A 26,660-nucleotide genomic window follows, 5' to 3' on the forward strand; every position below is an offset into this window, starting at 1 on the left:
TACCAGGCTGAGTGAATCAATCGAGGTGACGCGGGGGAATTAGCCATCCACGTTGCCGGAACGGACGTTGGCGGTCGCACGAGCTTCGAGTTCGGCACTCGCCTCCGCATAGGTCTTCAAGCTCGAAGCCAGTTCCTCACGCGCATCGTCAAACTCGTTGCGCGCGGCGACACGCGCTTCATTGATGTCCGCCTTCACCTCGGCGTGGGCCTCGCGATAGGTGGCCACGGCTTCGAGAAAGCGCTCCTGCGCTTCGCCTCGCATGGTGCGAGCTTCGGCGCGGACACTCTGCATCGCAGCCGCGCTGTTTTCGACTCGGGCGTCGATATCAGCGAGCACCGCGTCACGCGTTTCAAAGGAAACCGTGTTGACCTGATTCACCGTGGTCGCGGAGTCAAAAGACGCTTCGAACGCTGGCGCAGCCGTCTGGGACGTGGTCACTCCCGCACCCTGAGCGGCGGTATTGACATCAATCTGACCATCGACGCGTCCCGTCACGTTCTGGTTGGCCATCGAGGCACGCACCGACGGGGTTACCTCGCCCGTGGCGCTGACGGCCAGAGCGGCGCGGTCGGTCACGGCGGAGGTGCGAGCCGCGCTCGAGTGGGCGGCATTCACCCCCACCTCAGTCTGCGCGGCGGCGGCGGCGGCTTGATTGGCGGCCGCGTTCACTGATCCGGAAACTTGAGTCGCGGCATTCGAGGCGGCATTGGCAGACGCGTTGGCGGCGTTGGTGGCCGCTGCGCCGGCCGTTTGGGCGGCTTGCGCGGCCGCTTGTTGCGACGCCGCCGTGGCGTTGAGCGAAGCATTCGTCGCCGCGTTGGCGGCTTGCGATGCATTGACCGAAGCTTGGGTCGCGGCGTCGGCCGAGGCCTGCGTGGCCGCCGTCGCGGCCGTGGTCGCATTAACCGTGGCGTCGATCGCGCCCGAAACCTGACCGAAAGCGAACGGAGTGATGGCGGAGGCGATCAGACCGATCGCGAGAGTGCGGGATTTGGTATTTTTCATGGTAATTTTCTCCTGGGTTGAGGATTGGATTCGCCATTCGCCTCAACCGTGCCAACCCAGCGCCGGCCCCCGGTGATTTTTATTTATCACGTTACCTGTCAGTATTTTAGTAATCTCTCGCCCAAAATCTCCACGGCCCCGTGACGACATCAAATGTTTCAATTTGCAATCCCTCGACGCGTTATCATCGCGCAGGTTGCAGGAGGCGGTGGCGCTTACAGAAGGACCCGTGGCCGCCCGGTCTTCCCGGCTGGCGAAACCATCTCCGATCGCATTTCTTGTCGCGAATCATCAATGTCCGTAAACCTCCCCCAAGAAGATGCCACCTCTCGCGCTACTGACGTTTTTCGCCCTCATGGTAAGCTTGGCCGCGCTCCCCAGCGCAAGCGTGGCGCTCGTGGTCACACGTTCAGCCACCTTGGGCTTCAGGAATGGCGCAGCAGTCGCGGCGGGCATCGTCGCGGCCGATCTGATCTTCGCCAGTTTGGCGATATTTGGCATGGTCTCGTTGGCCCAAACGTTCGGCGGCGTCTTTGCCCTCATGCGCTACGCCGCCGGAGCCTACCTCATCTGGATCGGCATCGGATTGATACGTGCGGGCCAGACGACACCCGCCACGCCCGCCGCCACCGGAGCAGCCACCCTCGCGAAGAGCTTTCTGGCCGGACTGTTTCTGACCTTCGGCGACCTCAAAGCCATTTTGTTTTACGCCAGCCTGTTCCCGACGCTCTTCGACCTCACCCGCTTCGGACGGACGGATTACCTGCTGATCCTGGCGATCACAACAATCACGGTGGGCGGCGTAAAACTGGGATACGCCCTCCTGGCCCGCACGCTGGTCGAGCGCTGGAAGTCCACCCGCGTCACTCGCCCCGTCAAAACCATTGCGGGAAGTGTGCTAATTGGCACCGGCGGCTACGTCATTCTCAAATCGTAGTTCAACCACCGGCCTCACGACCCAATGGTAGGGCGTGCTCGCCGAAGCGGAGCACCGGGGTCCGAGTTCGTTTTCCAAGCTGAACGTGTTCGGCGGTTTACGGCGAAACCGCCCTACCCTGAAGATGACAGCCCCCGAATGAGGCACGCCTGCACTACGAGGCAGGTCCAATCGCGAGCAAGCTCGCTCCTACCCTGACGCAGATTCGGCCTGAAAGCCCCAGCAACGAGCAACACCTCCTCTTTCGCCTTTCTCTTTCTTCGTTATCGATCTCCCCACCGACCGCGCCCCCCTCACGACCCAACGGTAGGGCGTGCTCGCCGAGCGCGCCGAAGCGGAGCACCGGGGTCCGAGTTCGTTTTCCGAGCTAAACGTGTTCGGCGGTTTACGGCGAAACCGCCCTACCTCCACGCAGTCCGGCCAAATACTAACCAGCCTCTTTTGGTTCCTCTCGCTATTTGCCCCCCATACTTATGGTTTGGACCCGAAAATCCTAAATCCATCGAGTCATCCCGCCGTGCGGGATGTAAGTGGTGGCAAGGGCGGGATTTGTTCTTCGGGCGCTGCCCGATTGCCAGACACCCGCGAACCCAGCGGGTGAAAATCCCAAATCCAACGGGTCATCCCGCCGCGCGGGATGTAAGTGGTGGCAAGGGCGGGATTTGAACCCGCGACCAAAGGCTTATGAGTCCTCTGCTCTACCACTGAGCTACCCTGCCGGTCAGATGGAGGGCGGAGCGAAATTTTCCCTGCCCACTTTGTCAAGCGCCGCGCCCGGAGAAATTGATCAGCGCGTTCCGCCTCTCCTGCCTCCAAGCAGCGGGATTCGCATTCCTCCGGCACAGACGAGCGCGCGAAGAATCTAACTCTGCGGCCGCAGGAGAGGCATCATAGTATGAAATCCCTTTTTTTCCGGCCATTGCCCCCAAATCTCAATGCCAGACCCCTTTTCTGGCCCTAAGATTCACGCACCAAGCTCGTCAGGTCACTCCAGCCAGTTTTCGACTTTGAGTCCTTTCACCCGTTCGAATTCGCGTTGGTTGGCGGTGACGAGGGTGAGTCCGAGTGCGAGGCAGTGGGCGGCGATCAGCAGGTCGTTGGGACCAATGGATTCTCCCTTTACTTCCAAATCATTTCGAATCCGAGCGTAGCACTCGTCCGCCGGCGATTCCCAGGGGAGCACGGTCAGCGCTTCGATAATCGCATTCGCTTGCCGCGTAAGTTTAGCCGAGTCCCGCTTCCGGCAACCGAAACGAATTTCTGCCGCCACAATCACAGATATCGCCACCGTCGACTCCTCGCGATCCACGATCATGTCTCTAATTTTACCCTGAGGGTTTCGGATCAGGTCGGACACGATATTGGTGTCCAACAGGTAGCGGGCAGACATCGAAATCTCAGAGGGTTACGTCCTGCAAAGGAGGCAGTCCCTCATCCACATCAGGGAAGGTCACATCCAATGGTTTCAGTTCCGCCAAGACCGCTTGCAGCGAACGCTTGGTGGGAACGGGTTCGATTACCAGATGCGTGGCCTCTTGCCGAATAATCACATCTTTCCCCGGCAACTCAAATTCCCGAGGAATCCGCACAGCTTGGTTACGTCCGTTACGAAAAAGCGATGCCCGCTTGGACGGATTATCTGAGGAGGTGTGACTTGGCATATGCTTTGCATATGCCATTTGCCCCACCCGTCAATCCATATCCGTCCCATACCACTCCGACGACGACTCAGGCCAGATCACCGATCCCGGGTGACGCTGACGTCGACTTTCAATTTTGAACTCACGTTATCGTCGTCCGCGGCGAACGATCCTGATACGGGCGGAAACGACTCCGGATTGCGCCCCACCGCCACGGCGATGTGGTTGGTGCCGGTCACCGTGCCGCTGGTGCTGTCGAAACCTTTCCATCCGGCGCCCGGCAGAAAGACTTCCGTCCAGGCGTGGGTGGCTCCCATCGCCGCGGGAATATCCTCGGTCGAGGCGTAACCGCTCACAAAGCGCGCCGGCAAGCCGAGGTGGCGACAGGCTTCGATCATGAGCGTCGCAAAGTCGCGGCAAGAGCCGGAGCGTTTCTCCAAGGTCTCGCCCGGGCGTTGCACGCCGGGTTCCTCGCGGGCCCGATACGTGAAGGTCGTGGCGATCGCGCGGTTAATCAGGTCGAGCAGCACATAGGTCTCGATCGTATTGCCGGGCGTGAGAAATTCTTCCACCCAGGTGCCCACGGTGGTTTGGTCGGCATTGAACACCGGCACGAGATACGGCGACAACTCCACCCGTTCGGCGGCGGTAAACACGAAAGGATACATCACGGCGCGGTCCTCCACCAGGAAGTCGAGCGGCTTGTCGTCGTAGTGCTCCACGTGCACCTGGCTTTCAATGCGGAGTTCCGTGGCCAGTTCCGGGCCGAAGGTCACATAGGCCACCGAGTTGCTGTCCACGTCGCGCGCCCACGTGATTTTGGTCGGCTGAGGCGAGATGGTGAGACTGGAGCTGTTGATACGAATGTCGTGCCCCACCCGCGGTCGCAGCAGCAAGCGGTGTCGTCCGAGCGCAACGGGGCTCGAATAGGCGTAATGCGTGGTGTGGCGGATGAGGAGTGGTGTCATGGCGTTTAACCGGGATGCGAGCTAAGCATATCGAGCGGCGCAGCGCGCAACTTAATTCATCCTGAACCGCGGACCCGACTCGCAGACCGGAAACAGGCGCGGACCGCTGACGGAGGGACCGGTTCCACCCGGTCCGCAAAGGCATGGCCCGGTGAAACCGCGGCCGATCACCCTAAAAACTCAACCCGATGCTTTTCCGCAATTTCGCCAACAGCGCGGCCTGGGCGAGACTGTTGGCCCACGTCATCTTGGGCGCCTGTCGGGCGGCCAGGTGTTGCTCGACTTCGAGCGCTTCGCGCGCGAACAACGCGAGACCATCGCCTGCCGTGAGCGTTTCCTCGTCGTCTCCGCACACCACGCGCACGGTGGCGGCGCTGGCATCGGGGTGCCAGGGTTTGGGCACTTCGATAAATCCTTTGTCCCCGTAGATGGCGGCCAGCGTCGGTTCGCCGACCCTTGTGGCGGTGTGGAAAGTCGCCACGACCCCGTTCGCAAATTTGAGCGTCCCGGCGGCCCATTCATCCACTTCACTTTCAGCTCCGATGTGCCCCACGGCATGCGCATCGACCGGCTCGGTGCCCACGAGCTGGCGCATGCAGGACAAACAGTAGCACCCCACATCCATGAGCCCGCCGCCCGCCGCCTCGCGCGACTGGCGAATGTTCTCCAAGTTGACGCCCATGTTGTAGGAAAACGACGTGTGCAACGAACGCACCTCGCCGATCCGCCCGTCGGCGATGAGCTGATGGACCAGATCCCACTGCGGATGGAAACGATACATGAAGCCTTCCATGAAAAACACATCGGCGGCGCGCACCGCCGTCAGCACGGTTTCGAGTTCCGCCGCATCCAGAGCCACCGGCTTTTCGCACAGGATGTGTTTGCCCGCCTGCGCACACTTGATGCTCCACTCCGCGTGCAGTTGGTTGGGCAGGGATATGTAAACGACGTCGACCTCCGGATCGGCCAGCAAGGCCTCATAGGAACCGTGGGACCGGGCGATGTTTTTAGCGGCGGTAAATTCAGCAGCTTTCGCGGCGGAGCGACTCGCGGCCGCCACGATATTCAAATCGTGCGCCTGCAATTGATCGACAAACTGGCCGGCAATGTTGCCCGTGCCGAGCACGCCCCAGCGGAGCTTTGCGGATGGGTAGGATGAAGTGGAAGCGGACATGTTGGGAAGATTAAGGGGTTTCGGGCAAAGGCACGCGGACCTGATCTCTCACCACCCGCGTGCGCAGATCCGCACCATCACGAAAGGGAGCCAGAAAGACGAGCAACAGCCGCTCATTTTCGCTCACCGATAACGACTGGTCGAAAACCGCCACCGGCCGGCTCTGGCGTTGATAAGCCACGCCGACCCGAACACTGCCGCCCAGCCGTCGCGGGGCACTAGCGCGCGGCGCAGGTGGAAGTTCAAAACGATAGTCATCCAATGTGCCGCTGACAGGTAACCCCGACAGATTCAGCAAACGCGCGTGTCCCGCTGGAAACGCGGACTTGCCGTCGTCGATTGCTAGCAAACCAAACGCGCCCTCCTCCGCTGGCACCAGTATAACGAGAGTGCGTTCGGTCGAGGCTGGTCCCGTCATCGACGCGACCACGCGATCGACCGCCAACGCCTCGCCCTTCCCTCTCGTGGTTACAAATCGCAACGGCGGCGGGCCTTCGTAGTGATAAAGACTGCTGCGCCCTTGGGAGTTGACTCGCAGTGGGATGATATCGAAATCCGCCGCCGTGGGTCGGGGTTTGGCGCGAGCTTCGGGCTTGAGCTGCACGTAGGCCACATAGCGCAATCGATCGGTTGCCATCACGGTGAAGTCGAACTTGAGCAACGGCGCGCGCGTCTCCTGCGCCACGAGATTTGCGGTCCACAGTAGCGAGCACAGCAGGACAATCAGGTAGGGTCGGATCACCGAGCCGTCCGCGTCCGCTACGCGCTGCGGCGCGCTCGGCGAGCACGCCCTACCTTGAGTTGCCTTGTTTTTCATAATTCGTCCTCGTTTAACCAGCGAACGGACAGCACCCGGCAACGTCGACCCCACTTGGGATCAGCGATCATTTGCGTCCAGGGAGACGTTTCGCCGCTCGTGAAATCATCGGTATCCACACCATCCGGAAAACGCTGCACGACGGCTTCCAACCAGGCGCGCGCGACCGGTGTGGATGACGCGAAGTCGGCGACGGTGGTCGGAGTCACCACTTCACCGTAAGTCCGCACCACAAACGTATCGGAACGCACGTTCACCATCGGAGCCAACGCCGTCATCACATCCGCGGACGTGACAAATGCAGGGGCCGCCGCATCGATTTTCATCGGCGTATCCGGGAAATACTGATCCCAATTAATTCGCCCGGACTCCGGCACGGACGCATCGTATTGTTCGATTGAATACTCAATCAGGTTGAGTCCACCGAACAACGCCGCGCCAGGTGCCAGAAACTCCTCGACGCTGCGAAACGGTCCCGCCGTCAGGCCGCGTCGTTGCACATTGCTCGCGATTTCCGCGGCAAGCCCCCTCACCTGCGCCACCGAAAGCGCCCGGGCACCCCGCCGATATTGCCGCAACGGCGCCTGAAAGTTCTCCGGATGCACCGAGACGTCCCACATTTCTCCCACCGACTGGGAGAAGCGCCCCACGGGACGTCGCATCGTTTGGTCGTCCACCCCTGCAATCGCTCCCGTTGCATGGTCATGCGTGGTGAAATCGAATCGGTAGTCGAGCCCCCCGCTGGCCAGCCCCAACAGCACCGCCGTCCATGCTGCGGCGTTCGTGCTGTTCAGATTGAACTGATCTCGTGCCCACCAACCGGCGGCGGTGACATCGGCGACCGGCGCCCTCACGATCGGCTCCAAGTGCGACGGCGGCGTATCGGAACTCAGCGGCAATTCGCCGGAGAACAGAAAACGATCAAACCAGTCGTTGTGCTCACTCCAACTGTTGCCGACGTTGTAGGTTGGGCCGGAAGTGAAGGCCAGGTGCTGCAGACTCCCCACCGATTGCCACGGTTGGCGCGGCAGTTCGTAGAGCGCGACATCGCTATTATAACTCGGCTGATAGTAGCTCAGATAGTCTCGATCCACCGGATCACGATTGAACAACTGGCGCGCTTCTACCGCCGAGTTGGGGCCACTGAAAGCGGTGTTGTAGGAGGCGGATTCCGGGTCGTTTGTGGTCCAATACGTTTCATCAAAATCCCGCCGCCGTAAGTCGCCCGGCAAGCCCTGCACGATCCACGACGATGCTCCTTCGTCATCCTGATTGCCGCTGCGGTCGACCAATTGCGCCAGCATGCCAAAGTCCGGAATTGTGGAATTCGCATCCAACCACGCGGTATCGACAGCGTAAAACAATGGCAGCGTGTGCGTGGCCAGGATCGCGCCGTTTTGACGCTGCAATTCCAGGCGAATCTCCCAATCATCTGCACCAGTGAACCGGAGTTCACTGTTCAAAGGCGATCCCGAATGCAGCGCGTCGGGACCATCCAGCGCCACGCCGGGGCGCTCTTCCCAGTAACTGGTGCGCGTGCTCGCATCGAACACGAGTTCCCGGTTGGCCGCTTCTCCGCGCGTATCACCCGACTGGTTACGCCACGTGATCACGCGCCCCGGGGCCCACGTGGGTTCATCAAAGGGCAAATCGAACTCAATCGCAGGCGAACCGTCACTCGCGGTATGAAGCGCATACAGATCCTCCAGGTTGATCGTCGCGCCGCCGTGGTTTTCGGTCGTGCCACGGGTTTGAGACTCGATGCCGATATTCCCCGGCAAACCCGACACGACCAGCAGCAAAGGCTCCGCCTCCAAGGCCGAACTGAACGGGTTGGCCAACTCAACGAAAAATCGCAGTCGTGTCTCCAGCGTGCGGGACGTGGCACTGATGGTGTGCACGCTAAACTGGAGCCCGACTTGCGTGATGATGGGCGCGATCACGTCGGTGAGCGCCCCACCCGTCAGCGATCCGGCACGAATGGGATACACCGGGCTCAACGCATTCCGACGCGTCTCGGTCATCAAATCCGTGAATGCATTCAGTCCGGGAATGGCCGTCGCTCCGTCGGTCGATAGATCGGACTTCAGCCGTCCCCGCGGCGAATCCACCAAAACCCCGCGACTTCCGGCGGTGTAATCATGCCCATGCGCGCGCCCGGCGGCGGCGTCGATGGCTTCGCTCAAGCTCACAAACTGATTGGCAGTCTCCACCGTCGCCAACGCGGACTGCACCGCCGAGGCCGTGACATCAAAGCCGACTACATCGTCAAAACCGACGGCATACGTTCCTCCCATCAATGGCGCGCGTTGCGACACCGGGGAATCGGGATCGTAGCCAGGGGCACGATTCGCACTCAGCGTCGCTTTGACGCCTTCATCCGATACGAAATATCCGAAAGCGCCGGTTACCCGCTCTCCCGCATAACCCAGGACATTGGTGTCGGTGAGCAATTCCACCGGAACCGTCACGGCTCCGTTCTCCCCCGCTGCCGTCGTAAAAGCTCCCACCAGCAAAGTTTCCCGCCGATCGCCCGTGGGAGCCGACGCCGGATCGGCCCCGCCCCCACTGACCAACCAGCCCTCCGGAATATTTCCGGCGAAATCCGTCCGCCAAACGCCTGTCCAATGCGGGTTGCCGGTCGCACCGAGCAGTTGGGCCGTTCCCGTCACGCGTTGATCCGGACCGACGAGCATCTGCAATCGGCCGACCGCCACATCCAGTGCCAAGAGCGCGTTTTGGCGGGCCTGGGCGCGGGCAGTCACCGTCGAACTGATCTGAGTTTCCACGCGGGTCAGGACGGCCAGGCTCACCACAAGTAGAGTCACCAGCGCGAGCAATGAGACCACCAGGAGCAGTGCCATCCCCCGTTCGGTATCTCGATTACCTCGGTTCACCATGGCCTCCCCGGAAAGTTCACCCAACGGGTGTAGGTTTGGGTGGTGTCTCGTTGGATGTCGTCGATTGGTTCCGCGGAGTCTCCGTTTGCCACCGCGGCCAGTCTTTGGGCCCCGAGCTCACTGATCAATGTGACGGAAATTTTGGTCAGCGCGGGCCAATTGGCGGGCGTGGGCGTGTCGATGACCACGCCGTCTTCGTCAAACCACTCCAGCGTGAGCTCCATGAGGCCTTCCGTAATCAAAAACTCGATACTGGTCACAGCGACGGGATCGGAAAAGGCATAGCCGCTGGTCAGCGCGGCGCTCGCCGTTCCTTCCCAACGGTAGAGTTTGCGTCCGTCAGCGCCGCTCGAAGTCACGTAAACCACTTCACGAATCGTGTGAGGCTCAGCGGCATCGCCGGAGGTCGTCCGCGTGTTGGTAAATAGCCGCAACTCCGTCACCGCGTGGTTGGTCCCTTCCCACCGAATCCACTCGCCGCCGTCGCGGCGCACCACCGCACTTTCCCAATCGACGACGAGGCGATCCATCACGAGCTGGGCGCGATTTTCCATCGTGAGCGCACTGGCCGATTTTTCCCAAATGCCGAGCGTATGGGTCACGATCGTCAGTGACAGCGCGGCCAATACGGCCGTGATACCCACCGCCACAACAATTTCCACCAGCGTGAAGGCGGCGTGGCGCAGGCATCGTTTCATCGCCGCACCGCCGTGTTGAAGGTGAGCATTTCACGGTTGGCGAGCGGGACAAGATCACCTTCGGTCTGGCGCACCGGCCAGGTCAGTGTGAGTCGCATGGCCAAAAACCCCGCGGTGTCGTCGTTCGCGACCGGCGAAAGGTCGGTATTGCGGGACAGCGTGAGCTCGAAAAACGCGTCGGCCAAATCCACGGGGTCCCGCCATCCGATGTGGTCACCCGAACGTGTCGCGTAGATGACAGGGGGATCGTTTTCCGCCAGCCATGCTTGCGCCTGCGTCCAACTCAGGGTGCGCAGGATGGCGGTGGCTGACTCCCCCACCCGGGTCGCCGCCATCGCTTGGCGGGTCGCACCGGCCGATTCGGTGGTGGTGGACAAGAGCGCGATTGCGCCCACCACCCCGGCGACGAAAACCCCGACTGCGACCACGACTTCGACGAGCGAAAATCCCGCTCCGCGCACGTGGTTCATTCGTTCGCGTCCCCTTCCTCGAATGCCACCACCGCACCGTAGCGACTGATGGCCAAACCCACGGCGGGTGCCTCGGGCGGGAAGATCACACCGTCCGCCCGACGTTGGGCCACCGCCAACCAAATTTCACCGCCCCCTGCTCCGGTGAGTCCGCCGTGGGGATCAAACGAGACCAAATAACACGGGATGGCCACGGCGCCGGGATCCACCGCCACGAGCTGCGGACCAGCCAGCAACGTGCTGCCATCGCCGGGTTCGCGCACGCGCACCTCACCGGGCAGATTGGCGCCATCATGCAGCACGGTAAATGTCCCACTGGCGTCCACCACTGCCACGGCGACATGGCGCAGGTAGCGATCCGGATCGTCGGTATCGGCGACGATAACGACCGCACCGGGATAACCGCGCAGCGCGGCTTGAGACCGTGCAGCCGTGAGTTGCGCCTGCATGATTTCGCGAGCGGACGTGAGAGCGGCACCCTCGCTGCCCCCGCTGAGACCCACGCCCACGATGCTGGCGATGACGGCAATCACACCAATAACCACCAACAGCTCGATGAGAGTAAACCCAGTCCGTGATCGCGACGATGGCAGCATGGGATCAGCGCCAGCTCAGCACGAGGTCGTTGGCATCGCGGCCTTGTCCGGCAGAGTAAAAAACGACGCGCGCACGCACGCCGCTGGTTGGAATCGCTTCGTCGGCCGCCATGGGACTGAAAACGCCGTCGGCCCCGACGACACTCACCCAACTGCCGGTGTCGCTCGCGTTGATGATACCGTCGCGGTTGGTGTCGATACGCACACCAATGTCGGAGTTGCCAAAGGCGTCGACCAGGTGCGTGCCGTCGACATCGAGGTCGTCGGCGGAAAGGGCATAAAAACTGAGACCCTTGCGATTCGCCGTGCTCCCGGTCACCGCGGCTCCCGTCAACGAACGCCCGGTCAACTCCGACGCGAAACGGTCGGGATCGACTTTGCCCGCGACGGCAATGTCGGGATAAAACCCATACTCCTGCCGAAACAATTCCATCGCGGCGGCCCATTGACTGAACTGCGCTTTGGTCTTGGCCCGATGGGCCGCGTTGCGGGCGCTGCTCACTGTCGGAATAATAATCGCGGCGAGGATGCCCAGAATCGCGATCACCGTAAGCAACTCAATCAGCGTGAAGGCGGCAGACGGAGAACGGCGAAAACGCATGACGGAAGTGCGGGGACGGTTAGCGGTGGGCGTAGACGTTATCCAGGTTGGCGGCGGCGTCGTAGTCGATCATGCCTGTGCTGGTCGGCGGATGGTCGTTTCCGTCCGGGCCGACGGAATAAAGGCGAAAACCGCGACGCGGGCCAGCGAGGTAAGGCGAATAAACATAAGGCTGATTCCACGGGTCGAGCAGCACGTTGCCCGCCAAAAATGGATTATGATTCTCCAAGGTAAACCCTTCGAGGGCGACCAGTGGTGCACGTTGCAGTGGGCTTCCCGTCGGGCCGGCGCGTCCCGCCAGGGCGGCCAGCAGCACCGCGCCGCCCGCTTGCTGCGGGTAGTCATGAAACACGCGCCGATATTCCTCCAGCGCGGTGGACAACACCGCGAGTTCGGCGCGAGCGCGATCCGTTGCCGCGCGTTCGCTCGCCCCGCGGGATATACCGAGCGTGATCGCCGCCAGCACCGCAATGATGGTGATGACGACGAGCAGCTCAATCAGCGTGAAACCTGAACGGAGAGATGAACCACGAAATACACGAACGACACGAAAAGGATGAGGCGGGAGAATCATCGAGTTCCGTTTGCGTCGTGCGGATAATACTACACGACAGGCCGAACACGGCCGGACCGTGAATTCATTTTCGTGTATTTCGTGGTCTCCAACGATCAGTCCTCGGCTTGGAGCGCGGCGACGACGGAGAAGTCTTCCAGCGTCGTGGTATCGCCTTTGACCAGTTGACCGGCGGCGATCTGCTTGAGGATGCGGCGCATGATCTTACCCGAGCGGGTCTTGGGCAACGCGGCGGCGAAGCGCACCTCGTCGGGCTTGGCGATCGCGCCAATCTCCTTGCCCACGTGGTTGCGCAGTTCGGCCTTCAATTCGTCCGAAACTTCGATGCCGGATTTGACCGTGACGAAGACCACCAGGGATTGCCCCTTGAGATCGTCGGGACGACCGACCGCGGCGGCTTCGGCGACCTTGGGGTGCGCGACGAGGGCGCTCTCCACTTCGGCGGTGCCGAGCCGGTGACCGGAGATGTTGAGCACATCGTCGATGCGGCCGACGATCCAGAAGTAGCCATCTTCGTCACGCCGCGCGCCATCGCCCGTGAAGTAGATGCCCGGGAAGTCGCTGAAGTAGGTTTCCTTGAAGCGTTTGTCGTCGCCCCAGAGGGTGCGCAGCATGGACGGCCATGGTTGGGCAATGATGAGTTTGCCGGCCGAGCCGAGCGGCACCTCATGACCGAGATCGTCGACGACCTTGGGTTGAACACCGAAAAACGGGAACGTGGCCGAGCCCGGTTTACACTCGGTCACGCCGGGCAATGGCGTGATCATGATCGAGCCGGTTTCGGTCTGCCACCACGTGTCGACAATGGGGCACTTCTTTTTGCCGATGTTTTTGTGATACCACATCCAGGCCTCGGGATTGATCGGTTCCCCGACGGAACCGAGCAAACGGAGCGATTTGAGGCTGTGTTTTTTGACGTGCTCATCACCCCACTTCATGAACGCCCGAATGGCGGTCGGAGCGGTGTAGAAGATGGTCACGCCGTGGCGGTCGATCATGTCCCAGAAGCGATCGGGGCCGGGTTGGTTGGGCGCGCCTTCATACATGAAGACCGTGGCACCATTGGAAAGCAGGCCGTAGACGACGTAGCTGTGGCCCGTGATCCAGCCGATATCGGCGGTGCAGAAGTAGCGATCGTTCTCCTTGAGATCGAAAACGTATTTCGAGGAGAGCTTGGAGCCGAGCAGGTAACCCGCGCTGGTGTGCAGCACGCCCTTCGGTTTGCCAGTGCTGCCCGACGTATAGAGAATGAAGAGCGGATGTTCGGAGGTGAACGCCTTGGCCTTGTGCGTGTTGGCCACCTCGGCGGTCGCTTCGTGCCACCAGATGTCGCGCTTCGCCCGCATGGGGACCTCGTTGCCGCAGCGTTGATGCACGAGCACGTGCTCGACGCACTTGGCCTTGGCGACGGCTTCGTCGACGGTGGGCTTGAGCGGAAAGACTTTGCCCCGACGCCAGCCGCCATCGGCGGTGATGACGAGTTTGGCCCCGCAATCGATGATGCGGTCCTTGAGCGACTCGGCGCTGAACCCACCAAAAACAACCGTGTGAATCGCTCCGACTCGCGCGCAGGCCAACATGGCGAACACCGCTTCGGGCACCATGGGCATGTAGATCGCCACGCGGTCGCCCTTGCCCACGCCCAAGTCGGTGAAGACATTGGCGAGACGCGAGACCTCGAAATACAGTTGCCGGTAAGTGATCGTGCGGACATCGCCCGGTTCACCTTCAAAAATCAGCGCGGCTTTGTTTTCGCGCTCCGTCCCGAGATGGCGGTCGATGCAGTTCTCCGCTACGTTGAGGGTGCCACCTCCAAACCACTTCGCATGCGGTGCCTTCCACTTAAGGACATCCGTATATGGCTTGCGCCAAACGAGTAAGTCCTTCGCTTGGCGGTCCCAGAACTTTTCTGGGGAGTTGACAGACTCTCGGTAGAGTCTCTTATAGGCGGCCATGCTGCCAAGATTCGCTTGGCGCTGAAACTCGGCCGAAGGTCCGAAAACCCGCTTCTCACGGGAAACTGAGGTAATTGTTTGGTCCGTCACGTTTGGATCGTTGTGGTTTTGGGGATTAACTAAAGCCACGGCTCTCTGGCCGGGACCGCGATTTATCAAGTTGCTCGTCACAAGCGTCAAGCGTGCGCCCCGCTCGTAGGATCTTCATGGCCACCCACCCCCTTTTCCCACATGGCAAAATCCACCGAAAACGCCGCTGAGGCACCGCCCGAGTCGAACGACAATCCACCTGCAACCGAAGCTCCCGAGAAGGATTCCAATCTCGTGGAAGTGTCGGGCATTCTCGACATCGACAAACAAAAGGGCGGCAACGGCGTCCTCCTCGACCTCGCCCGCTACGGCAAACGCCGTCCGTCGGATGTTTTCGTGCCGAAGGAGCTGATCCGTCGCTTCAAGCTGCGCCAAGGTAGTGAAATCAAAGGCACGGCGTTTCCGGCCGAGGGGCGCTTCCCCAATCCGAAGATGAAGTTCATCGATTCGGTCGACGGCATGTCGATCGAGGAGCGCAAAGCCCAGTGGGACTTCCTCAACTTCACCACGCTCTCCCCCGAGGAACGCCTCAAACTCGAGACCAAGGACGGTCGCATGACCACCCGGGCGGTCGACTTGTTTTGCCCCATCGGCAAAGGCACCCGCGGCCTCATCGTCGCCCCGCCCCGCACCGGCAAGACGACCATCCTGCGCGACATGGCCCTCGGCGTGATCGAAAACCACCCGGAGTGTCACGTCATGATCCTGCTCGTTGACGAGCGCCCCGAGGAAGTCACCGATTTCAAACGCAGTGTGGATGCCGAAGTCTGGGCCTCCTCCAATGACGAACAGGTGCAAAACCACATCCGCATCGCCGACATGGCGATCGAGCGGGCCAAACGTCTCGTCGAATGCGGCAAGGATGTCGTGCTGTTGCTCGACTCGCTCACCCGCCTTTCCCGCGCTCACAACACCCAGCGCAACTCCGGTCGCACGGGCTCCGGCGGTCTGGACGTGCGGGCATTGGAAAAACCCCGCCAACTCTTCGCCTCGGCCCGCAATACCGAGGAAGCCGGCTCGCTCACCATCGTGGCCTCCATCCTCGTGGAAACCGGCAGCCGCATGGACGACGTGATTTTCCAGGAATTCAAAGGCACCGGCAACAGCGACCTCGTGCTCGACCGCAAATGCGCCGAAATGCGCATCTGGCCCGCGATCAACATTCAGGCGTCCGGCACCCGTAAGGAAGAGCTGTTGATGACGCCCGAGGAGCTCGATTGCATCCATTTCTTCCGTCGTGCCCTCGTGCAACAGAAGATCGAGGAAGCGACCGAGACCATGACCTCCCGCCTCTCCAAAACCAAGACCAACGCGGAATTCCTCAAGCTGATCGCCCGTTGATCAGGAAATCCTCGCACCAACCTGTTTTTTCGAACGCCGGACTGCACGTCCGGCGTTTTTTTTGCCGGGCTGACACAAGCAGGTCTTTTACCTCTTGCGCAGTCCTCCAAAACCCTGTCTTAACTTTCTTTCCGCCCGTCGCCGGCGCGCCGCGCGGACCCACGCCGTAACCCGTTCCGTATGCACAGTTTTTCCGAGCAATGCCTCGATATGGCCCGTTCCATTTTGGGCCACAATCTAGAATCAATTCAGCCCGATGGCACCCTGCGTCCCGTCGATGGCGAATCTTCCCGCGCCGACGAGCCGGGCCATGTCGCTTTGGCGTTGGGAGAGTTTTACCGCGCCACCGGTGAATCCACCCTCGATGGACACGATATCATCGACTTGGCGGCCCGCACCATCACGGCCCAGATTTTCACGGAGCCCGCCGCCGAAAACGGTTTGGCCTATGCCGCCCTCGGCTTGCTGTGCTTTGGTCCGTCCAAAGAGCGCAATCCCGTCTGGGAGCGCCTCGTGCCCGAGACCCAGGAGCGCATCGACAAAGCCCTGCTCCACCGCTCGGACTACGACAATCACTGGCAGGCATTCAACATCGGCAAAGCCGTCGCCCGCTTCTCCTTTGGTTTGTCCAAAAAAGACGAGACCTCGCGCTTGATCGAGCGCTTCGTCGACCGCGTCAACTCCACCAGCTCGAACGGCTTCGTCGACGACGCGACCGACGGCATTGGCGGCAACTTCAATCTCTACGGCGTGATGTCCCTCGTGTTCATCCGCTCCTCGCTGCAACTCCACGCCAACAGCGGCGTGCGGGATCGCAAGCTGCCGACGCTCCGCACCTACGCGGAAAAATACCTCAAGATGATGCCCGATCTCGTCCGCTCGGACGGCTTGGGTTGGGCCTTCGGTCGCGCGGCCGGCGCCTACGGTCAGATGCACTGCATCAGCCTCATCCTCCAAGGGCTCCGCGACGGTTGGATCGGCGACGATCAAAAGGCCAAATACTACGACGTGCTGCGTCGTTTGTTCCTCTTCTTCTACCAGACGTATCTCGATCAAGAGCACGGTTTTCTCGACGTCCGCGACGCCGAGCGCACCGCCTACTCCTCCCACACCACGCGTCTCGCCAATTTCGACGCCGCCCGCTATCTCTGCCAATGGTCGCGTCTGGCCAAGACTGTCCACATGCCGACGGGACAGGCCAAGATCGACCCGCCCAAGACGACCGGTCGCTTCGTGATCTTCGACAAGTCCAGCCGCAAGGAACAAGGCGTCTTCCTCTACCGTGATGCCGGCAGCGGCCTCCATGCGCAGATTCCCTTGATCGCAGCCGGTGGCAAAACCACCGCCGACTCGCTGCCTTTCCCGCATTGCCCGGGTATCTTCGACTGGCCCAACAACGTCTACGCGCCGATCATGATCCCCGAACTCACGTTCGGCGACAAGGTCACCATCCCCGCGTTTTACGGCAAAAACTGCGTCACCGGTCTCGGCCTGCGTCGCAGCTTTTTCTTCCGCTACGACCAACCCGAGCTGATCACGACCGAACAGGAGATCCTCAAGGGACTCGGTTCGGTCAAGGTGCAGTGGAACTTCTCCGGCCCGCAGATCAGCGCCGAATTTGCCTACCAGGTGAAGCAACAGGTCTCGCTCGACCGATTCCGTTTCATGCTGGCCATTGCGGCGCCCCACTCGGTTTACCACGTCGGCGGTTCACTCGCCCTCGGTGCCGAAGGCCACCGCTGCAGCGTCACCAAGGACGACTTCCAAGCCGTCTGGCAGGAAACCGAAGTCGTGACCAGCGACGCGACTTACCGGACCAATTACGGCAAGGTGCACTACCTGCAGACGCTTGAACGCGACCATCCGCTCATCATGCGTCCGGGCAACACCTACCGCCTCGCGGTCAGCTTCGAACCCGACGTCACGGAAATCGAATAAGGACGAAGTCAGAAGTATGAAGTAAACAGCTCACCTGCGGGTCCTTCTTACTTCTCTCTTCAAACTTCCTACTTAATCCATGCTCGCCCGTCGGATCATCCCTTGTCTCGACGTGACCAATGGTCGCGTCGTCAAGGGCGTTAAATTCCAGGAACTGCGCGACGCCGGCGATCCCGTCGAGTGCGCCAAAGCTTACGACGCCCAAGGGGCCGACGAACTCGTGTTCCTCGACATCACGGCCTCCAGCGACGGGCGTTCGATCATGCACGACGTTGTGGCCGCCACGGCCGAACAGTGTTTCATGCCGCTGACCGTCGGTGGCGGTCTGCGCACGGTCGCCGACATCGAAGCCATGTTAAAGTCAGGGGCCGACAAGGTTTCGCTCAACACCGCGGCAATCAAAAACCCCGACCTCATTCGCGCCGCCTCCGAACGATTCGGCGCCCAATGCATCGTGGTCGCGATCGACGCCAAGCGCGAACCCGACGGCAAATCGTGGCGGGTCTACACCCACGGCGGTCGCAACCCGACCGAGCTTGATGCGGTCGCCTGGGCCCAGCGGGCCGTGGAATTGGGTGCCGGTGAAATTCTCCTCACCAGCATGGATTGCGACGGCATGAAATCCGGCTACGACGTGCCGCTCACGCGCGCGATCAGTGATGCCGTGACCGTGCCGGTCATCGCCAGCGGCGGAGCAGGCAGCCTCCCCCACTTTGCCGAAGCCCTCGAAGCCGGCGGTGCCAGCGCCGCGCTGGCGGCCAGCCTGTTCCACTTTGGCGAACTGACCGTGCCGCAAGTCAAAGACTACCTCGCTGCGCACCACGTGCCGGTGCGGCGATAAATTTTCCCAGAAGGCAACGGACCACGCCTCTGCTGTTGGTTTAACCACCCGAAGCCGCAGCTGACCGGACAATTCCGCCGGGGGTTTCATTGTTTCATTTCGAATACGGAGGAGCGTGCTCGCGCGATCACACCTGCCTCTCTCCGCGCCAGCGCACCCAGTTGAGCGGGATTCATCGCGCGCAAGCACGCTCCTACGTTCAGACCAAGCCGAGAAAAAGCCGACTTCAGCCAGCTTTGTTTTCTTCGTTCCCTTCCGTAAAACGAGCGCGCTGACGGTCGTTACGCCGTCGCTTCGACGGTGCCCACGCTATGGAACGTGGCGTCGGCCGGCAGAATCACGCGTTCGCAGAAGTCGCCGAATTCTTCCCCTTCACTCCGCTCCTTGGCGTAGCGGTTGATGATGGGCGTAAGCATTTCGAGCGCTTCGTCGATGGTGCACTTCGGCGAAATCATACGGTTCAGACGCGAGCCGTTGTATTTCGCCCCGATGTAGAGCGCATACTTGCCCGGGGCCTTGCCCACGAAACCGATCTCGGCGAGATACGGGCGAGCGCAGCCATTGGGGCAACCCGTCATCCGCAGACTGATGGCGTCGTCGGACAAACCGGCCGACTCCAACACCGCTTCGAAACGTTCGATCACTTCGGGCAACACGCGTTCACTCTCCGCGAGAGCGAGGCCGCAGGTCGGCAATGCCACGCACGACATCGCATTCAAACGCAGGGGGCTGCGCTCGTTTTCCTTGTCCAAGCCATACTTGGCCAGGATCGCCTCGATGGCGGCTTTACCTTCGGCCGTGACGCCGGAAATGGTCACGTTTTGGGTCGGCGTAAGGCGGAAATCGCCGGTGTGAATCTCGGCCACTTCGCGCAGCGCGGTCTTCATGAGCCAACCGTCGCGATCTTTGATGCGACCGCTGAGAATGTGCAAACCATAGAACCACGTGCCATCGGCACACTCGTGCCAGCCGTGCGGATCTTGAATGGTGGTAAAGGCGAACTCGCGGGCGGGGCCAAACGTGACGCCCGAACGCTTTTCCACCTCGGCTTTGAACCAGTCGATGCCGCGATCTTCGATGGTGTATTTGAGACGGGCATGCTTGCGATTGGTGCGATCCCCGTAATCACGCTGGGTGGCGATGACGGCGGCACCGACCGCGTTGACTTGGTCGCAAGTAATGAAACCGACCAAATCCGCGAGGCGCGGGTGCGTTTGCTCGTTGCCATGGCTCATGCCCAGACCGCCCCCCATGGTGACGTTGTAACCGACGAGTTGGCCGTTTTCGACGATGCCGATGTAGCCGAGATCCTGCGAGTAGACGTCGACGTCGTTGGACGGCGGGATGGCGAAGCCGACTTTAAACTTACGCGGCAGATACGTGGGACCGTAGAGCGGCTCGACCTCGGGCTCGCCCCCGGCGACGAGTTCATCATCGAGCCAGATTTCGTGATAGGCGCGGGTCTTGGGCAGCGCGTAATCCGACAAATTCTTGGCGTGGTCATACATCGCCGCATGCGCCGGACTGCGCTCGGGATTGGCCGGAGCCATGATGTTGCGATTCACGTCGCCGCAGGCCGCGATGGAATCGAGCAACGTCGCGTGCATGCCCTTGATGAGAGGCTTCAGGTTGCCCTTCAGGATGCCGTGAAATTGGAATGTTTGGCGCGTGGTGAGACGCAGCGAGCCATTGGCTTGCTCATCGGCAAGCTTGTCGAGCACCAGCCATTGCGCGGCCGAGCAACGCCCACCGGGCAGACGGACGCGCAGCATGAAGGAAAACGCCTTCTCCAACTTGGCGCGGCGGCGCTCGATCCGCACATCGCGATCATCCTGGAGATAGAGACCGTGAAACTTCGTAAGTTGTTGATTATCTTCGGAAATCGCGCCCGTAGAGGTGTCTTTCAACTCCTCGGCAATCGTGCCGCGAAGGAAATTCGAGGCGGTTTTGATGCCTTCGTTGGCAGCTAGGGGCTTCGGTGCGTCGGTGTCAGTGCTCATGAGCGAACGGTAAACTTGCGTCGCCAGCGGCCACGCTTCAAGCAAGATTTAGTAATTAAGGTAAGTTAGTAAGGATACCGCAGTAAAAGGACCAAAAAGGACCGCCTCCGCCACCGTCGAGGACGAACGTCCAGCGGGCTTGTGATTTTGGAATCACCAGCCACCGTCAGTGGGTCCATGAAAAGCGCGCTGATGGCCCTTCCTTTCCTCGTGACGACATTCGTCGCCGCGCAGGAAGCAGAAAATCCGCCAGTCGATGAAACGCCCGGTTTTACCGATGAGCTCATGACTGAATCATCGGAACAAGGTCATTATTTAAATTTCGCCATGCGAGTTGAACTGGGTTCCGAGGAAGAAACCGCCGCTGTTGGTTTCGTTGTCGAAGAAGACACCGCTTCGCTCATCCGCATCGTCGGGCCATCGCTGAGCATTATGAGCGTCGAGCGTCCGGCCGCGCTGCACCCGCGCGCGACTTTGCACTACCAAGGCAACAATCTGGGGACGATTAAGGCATGGCGCGAACAGACCGGTTTGGTGAAAACGTCTCTCGCTACAATCATGGCGAAAGTAGGCGCATTCCCGCTTTCAGAAAACTCTGACGATTTGGTCATACTGTGGTCAGGACCCAAAGGAATCCATACCTTGGAAATTGCCGCGAGCGGAGAAGGCGGCACAGTGCTCGTGGAGGTTTACCGAGTCTCCGCCGACATTTTAAACGGAAACTGAGCCCCCAAAAACTCGTATGCGGCGAACGCGCCGGTCGCTCTTCGTTGGCCATGGTCCACCGCCATATCCGAAAACAAAAAGCGCCCCGAATGGGGCGCTTCGAAATACTGATCGAGCTGAGCGGTTGGCTTAGTAGCGGTAGTGGTCAGGCTTGTAGGGTCCTTCGACCGGCACACCGATGTAGGCGGCTTGTTCGGCGGAGAGCGTGGAGAGCTTCGCGCCAATGCGGTCGAGGTGCAAACGCGCCACCTCTTCGTCGAGGTGCTTCGGCAAGCGCATCACGGTCGGCGTGTAGGTGTCGCGGTTGGCCCACAGATCGAGCTGGGCCAACACCTGGTTGGTGAAGGAAGCCGACATCACGAATGACGGGTGACCGGTGGCGCAGCCGAGGTTCACGAGACGACCTTCGGCGAGCATGTAGATGCAGTGGCCGTCGGCGAAGGTGAACTTGTCGTATTGCGGCTTGATCGTGTCGCGGACGACGCCCGGCTCCTTGTAGAGCTGGCTGACCTGGATCTCGTTGTCGAAGTGACCGATGTTACACACGATGGCCTGGTCCTTCATCCCCTTCATGTGATCGAGGGTTATGATGTCCTTATTGCCGGTGGTCGTGACGTAGATGTCGGCGACGCCGAGCGTGCTCTCGATCGTGTTGACCTCGTAGCCTTCCATGGCGGCCTGCAATGCGTTGATCGGATCGATCTCGGTGACGATGACGCGAGCGCCAAAGGCCTTGAGCGAATGAGCGCAGCCCTTGCCGACATCACCGTAACCGCAGACGCAGGCGACCTTGCCGGCAATCATGACGTCGGTGGCACGCTTGAGACCGTCCGCGAGGGATTCGCGGCAGCCGTAGAGATTGTCGAACTTGGACTTCGTGACGGAGTCATTGACGTTGATGGACGGAACCAGGAGCTGGTTCTTCTCGGCCAATTCGTAGAGACGGTGCACGCCGGTAGTGGTCTCTTCGGAAACACCCTTCCACTCCTTGGCAATGTCGTGGAAGATGGTCGGCGTCTCGGCGTGGACCTTTTTGAGGAGCGCCTTGATGACACCCTCTTCTTCGGAAGCGGCGGGCGTATTGACCCAGTCACTACCGTTCTCGAGCTCGTAGCCCTTGTGGATGAGCAGGGTCACGTCGCCGCCGTCATCGACGACCATTTGCGGGCCGAGACCATCGGGACCGACGAGGGCCTTCCAGGTGCAATCCCAGTATTCTTCGAGCGTCTCACCCTTCCAGGCGAAAACCGGCACTCCACCGTCGGCGATCGCGGCGGCGGCATGATCCTGGGTCGAGAAGATGTTGCAGGAAGCCCAACGCACGGTGGCACCCAGATCGACGAGCGTCTCGATGAGCACGGCGGTCTGGATCGTCATGTGCAGCGAGCCCATGATGCGGACGCCGGCCAGCGGCTTGTTGGGGAATTTTTTGCGAACCGACATCAATCCGGGCATTTCGTGCTCGGAGATGGCGATCTCTTTGTGGCCCCACTCGGCGAGGCTGATGTCTTTGACGTGGTAGTCGGTAAATTCGGACATGATGGATTGGTTCAGTTGGTTGTGTTAAATCGCTTACTTGGACAGGCGCTTGGCGGCGGCCTGCAGGGCTTTGACCTTGTTGGTCTGCTCCCACGGCAAGGTGCTCTTGCCGAAGTGACCGTAGTTGGTCGTCTCGCGGTAGATCGGACGCAGCAGTTTGAGCTGCTTGACGATGGCGGCGGGCTTGAAGCTGAAGACCTCCCGCACCGCTTCCGAAATCACGGAGTCGGGAATGGTGCCGGTGTCGAACGTGTCGACGAAGACCGAAACAGGCTCCGGGTGACCGATGGCGTAGGCCAGTTGCAGCTCGGCAATCGGCGCGAGACCGGCCGCGACGATGTTCTTGGCCACCCAACGCGCCATGTAGGCGGCGGAACGGTCGACCTTCGACGGATCCTTGCCGGAAAATGCACCACCGCCGTGACGGCCCCAGCCACCGTAGGTATCCACGATGATCTTACGTCCAGTCAGGCCCGTGTCACCCTGCGGACCGCCGATGATGAACTTGCCGGTCGGATTGATGAGAAACTCGGTGTTCTTCGAGAGAAGCTTCTTGGGGATGACCTTTTTGATCACCTTGTTGATGAGAAATTTCTCGATCTCAGCGTGCTTCACGTCCGCGGAGTGTTGCGTGGAAATGACGACGTTTACGACTTCGGTCGGCTTGCCGTCGACGTAGCGCACGGAGACCTGCGACTTCGCGTCCGGCCGGAGCCACTTGGCCTTGCCGGATTTGCGCACGGCGGAAAGTTCACGACCCAACAGATGCGCGAGCATGATCGGGGTCGGCATGAGCTCGGGCGTCTCAGTGCAGGCGTAACCAAACATGATGCCTTGGTCGCCCGCGCCCTGCTCGGCATGCTTCTTGCCTTCCGCTTCACGAGCGTCGACGCCTTGACCGATGTCGGCGGACTGGCTGGTGAGAATGTCTTGAATGAACACCTTGTCGGCATGGAAAACGTCGTCGTCGTTGACGTAGCCGATTTCACGAATCGCCTCGCGCACGATGTTCGCGAGATTGATGGCGGACTCGAGCGATTTGCCCTTGAGATTCGGCACGGTGATTTCACCGGCGAGCACCACGACGTTGGATTTAACCAGCGTCTCGCAAGCCACGCGACTGTTCTTGTCGATCGTCAAGCAGGCATCCAACACGCTGTCGGAGATGAAGTCGGACACCTTGTCGGGGTGGCCTTCGCCTACGGACTCGGAAGAGAAAACAAATGTATTAGCCATAGTTAAGGACCTCGCACGCAAGACGTCCCGCCCAGGATTCTCAAGATTAATATCATCATATTCTAATTCATTGATACGTTCTCGTTAAACGCGCCGGAGCTCAGCGGGTTCCGGCGACAAAAAAACTCGCCGAAGGAGCTCGGAACTCCAACCTACGTGCACCCCTTTTCATTTTTGCCTCTCCGACCGCCTCATGTCCACCGACCAGATCATCGACCAAGAAGCTATTGAAAATCTCCGCGCCCTTGATGATGGCGACGGTGAAGACTCTTTCCTCAAGGAAGTTATAGAGATCTTTGTCAGCGATACGCCTGAGCGGATAAACGAGTTACGCACCTCTTTCGCGGCTGACGACCAAGTGACGTTCACCCGCGCTGCGCACAGTATCAAGGGGAGTTCATCCAACGTCGGCGCGATCATTCTCGGACGACTGGCCAAGGATCTCGAAGCGGATTCTCGTGAATCCATCCGTGGTTTGGGCCCTCGGATTGACGCCCTCGACGCCGCGTTTCTCGAAGCCAAACGAGTGCTTCAGGCGCTTTGACCCGGCCAAAACGACGGACCGGGCTATCCCGCGCGGCGAGCGGCTTGAAAGGCTCGCCAACCGTTGCTCGCGATAAAGAGCACCAATATTCCGAGCCACCAACTGCCCTGTAAAAACGCCCAAAATCCGAGCGCGGCGGCACCGACCAGCCCAAAACCACTGGCCCACAGCAGGCTCTTGCGGGGACCCACGCCAAACCAAAGCAGCGAGCGCACAATCTGACCGCCATCAAGCGGGTAAACCGGCAGCAAATTGAAACACAGCAGAATGATGTTAATCCACTGCACCGTGCTGAACCAGTCCCAGAAATCCGGAGACGTGGGTGCCACGCCCGACAGAATCAACAGTCTGGCGCTGAAATAGAAAATCGGGATCAGAGCCACATTGACCAAAGGTCCGGCCGCGATACTCCATAACTGCGCCCCGGGACGAAACGGCGGCGACACATAAGCGACCCCGCCCATCGGCCACATGACGATTTGATCCGCCTGCCCTCCCACCTGACGACAAGCCAGCGAATGGCCAAATTCATGCATCAACACGATCGCAAACAAGGTGAGATACTCCGCCACGTTCCACGCCAACGAGGAATAGTAATTTTGACGACTTTGCAGCACGAAGATGGCCACGAGCAGCCACGACCAATGCAGCCACACGGTGATGCCAAGAAAACGAAAGAGGCGGAACGAACCGTTCTGAGTGGGCAGCATGAGAGAGCGCTAGCGACAGCAGACGGCAGTCGTCAAAGACCGAATGCGCCGCGCCCGCGCCGGACCGTTTACCCCGCGGACTCTGTCGCCGCCTCGACCAGTACCGGCGCGTCGGGTCGCAATGCCACCGGCAAGGCCATCACCGCGCCGGCGAGCACCCCGGCGCACCCGATCCAACACCACCAGATCGGGCCCAGTTGCCCGTAAAACCAAACCCCGGTCCCGCCCGCCAAACCGGCCAAGCCCCACATGAGCCCGAAGAATCCAAAATATCGTCCGCGATATTCCGGGGGAGCGAGCTTCGCTCCATAGGCGGCACACATCGGCAGCGTGATCATCTCCCCCACCGTGAACAGTCCCATCGCGAGGAGAAACCCCGTCATGCTTTCCGCCCAGGCGAAGCTGGCACTTCCGATCCCAACCATCACGAAACCCACCACCAACACGGGTCGCGACGCGAAGCGCTTGAGCCACTGCACCAGCGGCAACTCCACACACATGATGACCACACCGTTGAATCCCATCACCATGCCATACTGGACCGTGGTCAGGCCGCGCGCGGTCGCGTCCACCGACAAGACGTAAAACACCTGAATGAACGCCAGTGACATCAACAGTTTGCTGAGTAACAGCTGCATAAACGCCCGGTTCAACCCCACGTCCCGCGCCACCGCCAACCAGCTTTGCCACGCCACGGCAGGCGATGTCACCCGTCCGGTGATGGTCCGCAGGCCGTGCGGCAGCCACCGGAATGCCAGGCCGGCAAACACCAACGAAGTCGCGGCATCGCCCCAGAAAATCAGCACCGGGGCCCGGTTGTAGAGCAGACCGGCCATCGCCGGTCCCGCCGCGTAACCGGCGTTGAGGGCGAGCCGAAAAACCGCATAGGCCGTCACCCGCTTCTCTTCGGCCACCACGTCGCTCAATAAAGCATTGGCTGCCGGTCCGAAGAGTTGCGCCAGAAACCCATGCAGCGCCGCCAACATCGCGATCTGCCACGCGGTTTGACCATAATAAATCATGACGATGGAAATCGCCCCGCCGATCAGCGATATGAGAATCGTGTTCCGTCGGCCGATCGCATCCGAGAGATAACCACTAACAAAGGGCGACACCATCTGGCCCACCGCCATCGAGCTCAGCACCAGTGCCACCTGCCCGCCCGGCAACCCCCGGTCAAGGAGGTGCAGGGTTAGAAACGGATAAACAAAACACCCGAACCGATTGATGAACTGCCCGGCCGTGAGCACCCACACCGCGCGCGGCAGGGCTCGAATATCGGCAAACGTTTCTCGCGTGAGTGCGCGCATGACCGAGAGCTAACGACTCATCCGAGTCATTTCGCAACTCCCCCGCG

Annotated in this window: 24 protein-coding genes and 1 tRNA gene; 6 read left to right on the forward strand and 19 right to left on the reverse strand. The window is 60.7% G+C overall.

Annotated features, from left to right (window positions below; translation table 11 throughout):
• Positions 1–39: 39 nt before the first annotated feature.
• Positions 40–1,008, reverse strand: a complete 969-nt coding sequence (locus tag PXH66_RS09605; protein ID WP_330931370.1) for a hypothetical protein — start codon at positions 1,006–1,008, stop codon at positions 40–42.
• 319 nt (positions 1,009–1,327) lie between these two features.
• On the opposite strand from PXH66_RS09605, the gene PXH66_RS09610 reads away from it, so the two are divergent.
• Entirely contained in the window at positions 1,328–1,945 is a 618-nt protein-coding gene (locus PXH66_RS09610) for a LysE family translocator (RefSeq protein ID WP_330931371.1), read from the forward strand.
• Positions 1,946–2,589: 644 nt separating this feature from the next.
• On the opposite strand, the gene PXH66_RS09615 is transcribed toward PXH66_RS09610, so the two are convergent.
• The 13 genes from PXH66_RS09615 to acs all read right to left on the reverse strand — a co-directional run bounded on the left by PXH66_RS09615 (position 2,590) and on the right by acs (position 14,428).
• Positions 2,590–2,664: transfer RNA gene (locus PXH66_RS09615), tRNA-Met, on the reverse strand.
• 266 nt (positions 2,665–2,930) lie between these two features.
• The gene (locus PXH66_RS09620) at positions 2,931–3,335 is read right to left on the reverse strand and encodes a type II toxin-antitoxin system VapC family toxin (protein ID WP_330931372.1); all 405 of its coding nucleotides are present in this window, start codon (positions 3,333–3,335) and stop codon (positions 2,931–2,933) included.
• Positions 3,336–3,342: 7 nt separating this feature from the next.
• A complete protein-coding gene (locus tag PXH66_RS09625; protein ID WP_330932337.1) occupies positions 3,343–3,495 on the reverse strand; it encodes a hypothetical protein in 153 nt (50 codons plus the stop codon).
• A gap of 188 nt (positions 3,496–3,683) precedes the next feature.
• Complete coding sequence (locus tag PXH66_RS09630) at positions 3,684–4,553, reverse strand: transglutaminase family protein (RefSeq protein ID WP_330931374.1); 870 nt, start codon at positions 4,551–4,553, stop codon at positions 3,684–3,686.
• 172 nt (positions 4,554–4,725) lie between these two features.
• Positions 4,726–5,727, reverse strand: coding sequence for a Gfo/Idh/MocA family protein (locus PXH66_RS09635; protein ID WP_330931375.1), 1,002 nt, complete (start codon positions 5,725–5,727; stop codon positions 4,726–4,728).
• A 10-nt stretch (positions 5,728–5,737) separates the two neighbouring features.
• Entirely contained in the window at positions 5,738–6,469 is a 732-nt protein-coding gene (locus PXH66_RS09640; RefSeq protein ID WP_330932338.1) for a hypothetical protein, read from the reverse strand.
• A gap of 71 nt (positions 6,470–6,540) precedes the next feature.
• Entirely contained in the window at positions 6,541–9,408 is a 2,868-nt protein-coding gene (locus PXH66_RS09645) for a hypothetical protein (protein ID WP_330931377.1), read from the reverse strand.
• 29 nt (positions 9,409–9,437) lie between these two features.
• Positions 9,438–10,142 (reverse strand): PulJ/GspJ family protein, encoded by a 705-nt coding sequence (locus tag PXH66_RS09650; RefSeq protein ID WP_330931378.1) that lies wholly within the window; start codon positions 10,140–10,142, stop codon positions 9,438–9,440.
• Positions 10,139–10,612, reverse strand: coding sequence for a hypothetical protein (locus PXH66_RS09655; protein WP_330931379.1), 474 nt, complete (start codon positions 10,610–10,612; stop codon positions 10,139–10,141). The genes PXH66_RS09650 and PXH66_RS09655 overlap by 4 nt, the downstream gene beginning before the upstream one ends.
• Positions 10,609–11,208, reverse strand: coding sequence for a prepilin-type N-terminal cleavage/methylation domain-containing protein (locus tag PXH66_RS09660; protein WP_330931380.1), 600 nt, complete (start codon positions 11,206–11,208; stop codon positions 10,609–10,611). The genes PXH66_RS09655 and PXH66_RS09660 overlap by 4 nt, the downstream gene beginning before the upstream one ends.
• A 4-nt stretch (positions 11,209–11,212) precedes the next feature.
• Positions 11,213–11,809: a type II secretion system protein gene (locus PXH66_RS09665; protein WP_330931381.1), complete on the reverse strand. Its 597-nt coding sequence runs from the start codon at positions 11,807–11,809 to the stop codon at positions 11,213–11,215.
• Positions 11,810–11,828: 19 nt separating this feature from the next.
• Positions 11,829–12,383, reverse strand: coding sequence for a type II secretion system protein GspG (locus PXH66_RS09670; RefSeq protein WP_330931382.1), 555 nt, complete (start codon positions 12,381–12,383; stop codon positions 11,829–11,831).
• Between the two features lie 95 nt (positions 12,384–12,478).
• Positions 12,479–14,428, reverse strand: coding sequence for an acetate--CoA ligase (acs, locus tag PXH66_RS09675; RefSeq protein WP_345781751.1), 1,950 nt, complete (start codon positions 14,426–14,428; stop codon positions 12,479–12,481).
• Between the two features lie 141 nt (positions 14,429–14,569).
• Between acs and rho the strand changes: the two genes are divergently transcribed.
• From rho to hisF, 3 genes are all read left to right on the forward strand, one after another.
• Complete coding sequence (rho, locus tag PXH66_RS09680; protein ID WP_330931384.1) at positions 14,570–15,769, forward strand: transcription termination factor Rho; 1,200 nt, start codon at positions 14,570–14,572, stop codon at positions 15,767–15,769.
• A gap of 210 nt (positions 15,770–15,979) precedes the next feature.
• The gene (locus PXH66_RS09685; RefSeq protein ID WP_330932339.1) at positions 15,980–17,707 is read left to right on the forward strand and encodes a hypothetical protein; all 1,728 of its coding nucleotides are present in this window, start codon (positions 15,980–15,982) and stop codon (positions 17,705–17,707) included.
• Between the two features lie 79 nt (positions 17,708–17,786).
• Positions 17,787–18,548, forward strand: a complete 762-nt coding sequence (hisF, locus tag PXH66_RS09690; RefSeq protein ID WP_330931386.1) for an imidazole glycerol phosphate synthase subunit HisF — start codon at positions 17,787–17,789, stop codon at positions 18,546–18,548.
• A 281-nt stretch (positions 18,549–18,829) separates the two neighbouring features.
• Here hisF and PXH66_RS09695 read toward each other — a convergent pair whose 3' ends face one another.
• Positions 18,830–20,548 (reverse strand): NADPH-dependent assimilatory sulfite reductase hemoprotein subunit, encoded by a 1,719-nt coding sequence (locus PXH66_RS09695; RefSeq protein ID WP_330931387.1) that lies wholly within the window; start codon positions 20,546–20,548, stop codon positions 18,830–18,832.
• Between the two features lie 177 nt (positions 20,549–20,725).
• Here PXH66_RS09695 and PXH66_RS09700 point away from each other — a divergent pair, with 177 nt between their 5' ends.
• Entirely contained in the window at positions 20,726–21,274 is a 549-nt protein-coding gene (locus PXH66_RS09700; RefSeq protein ID WP_330931388.1) for a hypothetical protein, read from the forward strand.
• Positions 21,275–21,403: 129 nt separating this feature from the next.
• Here the strand turns inward: PXH66_RS09700 and ahcY are convergent, their stop codons facing one another.
• Together ahcY and metK are read right to left on the reverse strand one after the other, a co-directional pair.
• Positions 21,404–22,813 carry an adenosylhomocysteinase gene (gene ahcY / locus PXH66_RS09705; protein WP_330931389.1) on the reverse strand — a complete coding sequence of 470 codons (1,410 nt, stop codon included), beginning with the start codon at positions 22,811–22,813 and terminating at the stop codon, positions 21,404–21,406.
• 33 nt (positions 22,814–22,846) lie between these two features.
• Positions 22,847–24,049: a methionine adenosyltransferase gene (gene metK / locus PXH66_RS09710; RefSeq protein ID WP_330931390.1), complete on the reverse strand. Its 1,203-nt coding sequence runs from the start codon at positions 24,047–24,049 to the stop codon at positions 22,847–22,849.
• A gap of 193 nt (positions 24,050–24,242) precedes the next feature.
• Between metK and PXH66_RS09715 the strand changes: the two genes are divergently transcribed.
• A complete protein-coding gene (locus PXH66_RS09715) occupies positions 24,243–24,593 on the forward strand; it encodes an Hpt domain-containing protein (RefSeq protein ID WP_330931391.1) in 351 nt (116 codons plus the stop codon).
• A gap of 23 nt (positions 24,594–24,616) precedes the next feature.
• On the opposite strand, the gene PXH66_RS09720 is transcribed toward PXH66_RS09715, so the two are convergent.
• Together PXH66_RS09720 and PXH66_RS09725 are read right to left on the reverse strand one after the other, a co-directional pair.
• The gene (locus PXH66_RS09720; protein WP_330931392.1) at positions 24,617–25,303 is read right to left on the reverse strand and encodes a site-2 protease family protein; all 687 of its coding nucleotides are present in this window, start codon (positions 25,301–25,303) and stop codon (positions 24,617–24,619) included.
• Positions 25,304–25,371: 68 nt separating this feature from the next.
• Positions 25,372–26,613: an MFS transporter gene (locus PXH66_RS09725; protein WP_330931393.1), complete on the reverse strand. Its 1,242-nt coding sequence runs from the start codon at positions 26,611–26,613 to the stop codon at positions 25,372–25,374.
• Positions 26,614–26,660 lie beyond the last annotated feature (47 nt).

The organism is Synoicihabitans lomoniglobus, from assembly GCF_029023725.1.
In the GTDB taxonomy this organism is placed as follows: Bacteria; Verrucomicrobiota; Verrucomicrobiia; order Opitutales; family Opitutaceae; genus Actomonas; species Actomonas lomonigloba.

Coding starts and splice junctions, on each gene's coding strand:
- PXH66_RS09605 (WP_330931370.1), bottom strand. CDS start 1,008: ATGAAAAATACCAAATCCCGCACTCTCGCGATCGGTCTGATCGCCTCC.
- PXH66_RS09610 (WP_330931371.1), top strand. CDS start 1,328: ATGCCACCTCTCGCGCTACTGACGTTTTTCGCCCTCATGGTAAGCTTG.
- PXH66_RS09620 (WP_330931372.1), bottom strand. CDS start 3,335: ATGTCTGCCCGCTACCTGTTGGACACCAATATCGTGTCCGACCTGATC.
- PXH66_RS09630 (WP_330931374.1), bottom strand. CDS start 4,553: ATGACACCACTCCTCATCCGCCACACCACGCATTACGCCTATTCGAGC.
- PXH66_RS09635 (WP_330931375.1), bottom strand. CDS start 5,727: ATGTCCGCTTCCACTTCATCCTACCCATCCGCAAAGCTCCGCTGGGGC.
- PXH66_RS09645 (WP_330931377.1), bottom strand. CDS start 9,408: ATGGCACTGCTCCTGGTGGTCTCATTGCTCGCGCTGGTGACTCTACTT.
- PXH66_RS09650 (WP_330931378.1), bottom strand. CDS start 10,142: ATGAAACGATGCCTGCGCCACGCCGCCTTCACGCTGGTGGAAATTGTT.
- PXH66_RS09655 (WP_330931379.1), bottom strand. CDS start 10,612: ATGAACCACGTGCGCGGAGCGGGATTTTCGCTCGTCGAAGTCGTGGTC.
- PXH66_RS09660 (WP_330931380.1), bottom strand. CDS start 11,208: ATGCTGCCATCGTCGCGATCACGGACTGGGTTTACTCTCATCGAGCTG.
- PXH66_RS09665 (WP_330931381.1), bottom strand. CDS start 11,809: ATGCGTTTTCGCCGTTCTCCGTCTGCCGCCTTCACGCTGATTGAGTTG.
- PXH66_RS09670 (WP_330931382.1), bottom strand. CDS start 12,383: ATGATTCTCCCGCCTCATCCTTTTCGTGTCGTTCGTGTATTTCGTGGT.
- rho (WP_330931384.1), top strand. CDS start 14,570: ATGGCAAAATCCACCGAAAACGCCGCTGAGGCACCGCCCGAGTCGAAC.
- PXH66_RS09685 (WP_330932339.1), top strand. CDS start 15,980: ATGGCCCGTTCCATTTTGGGCCACAATCTAGAATCAATTCAGCCCGAT.
- hisF (WP_330931386.1), top strand. CDS start 17,787: ATGCTCGCCCGTCGGATCATCCCTTGTCTCGACGTGACCAATGGTCGC.
- PXH66_RS09695 (WP_330931387.1), bottom strand. CDS start 20,548: ATGAGCACTGACACCGACGCACCGAAGCCCCTAGCTGCCAACGAAGGC.
- PXH66_RS09700 (WP_330931388.1), top strand. CDS start 20,726: ATGAAAAGCGCGCTGATGGCCCTTCCTTTCCTCGTGACGACATTCGTC.
- ahcY (WP_330931389.1), bottom strand. CDS start 22,813: ATGTCCGAATTTACCGACTACCACGTCAAAGACATCAGCCTCGCCGAG.
- metK (WP_330931390.1), bottom strand. CDS start 24,049: ATGGCTAATACATTTGTTTTCTCTTCCGAGTCCGTAGGCGAAGGCCAC.
- PXH66_RS09715 (WP_330931391.1), top strand. CDS start 24,243: ATGTCCACCGACCAGATCATCGACCAAGAAGCTATTGAAAATCTCCGC.
- PXH66_RS09720 (WP_330931392.1), bottom strand. CDS start 25,303: ATGCTGCCCACTCAGAACGGTTCGTTCCGCCTCTTTCGTTTTCTTGGC.
- PXH66_RS09725 (WP_330931393.1), bottom strand. CDS start 26,613: ATGCGCGCACTCACGCGAGAAACGTTTGCCGATATTCGAGCCCTGCCG.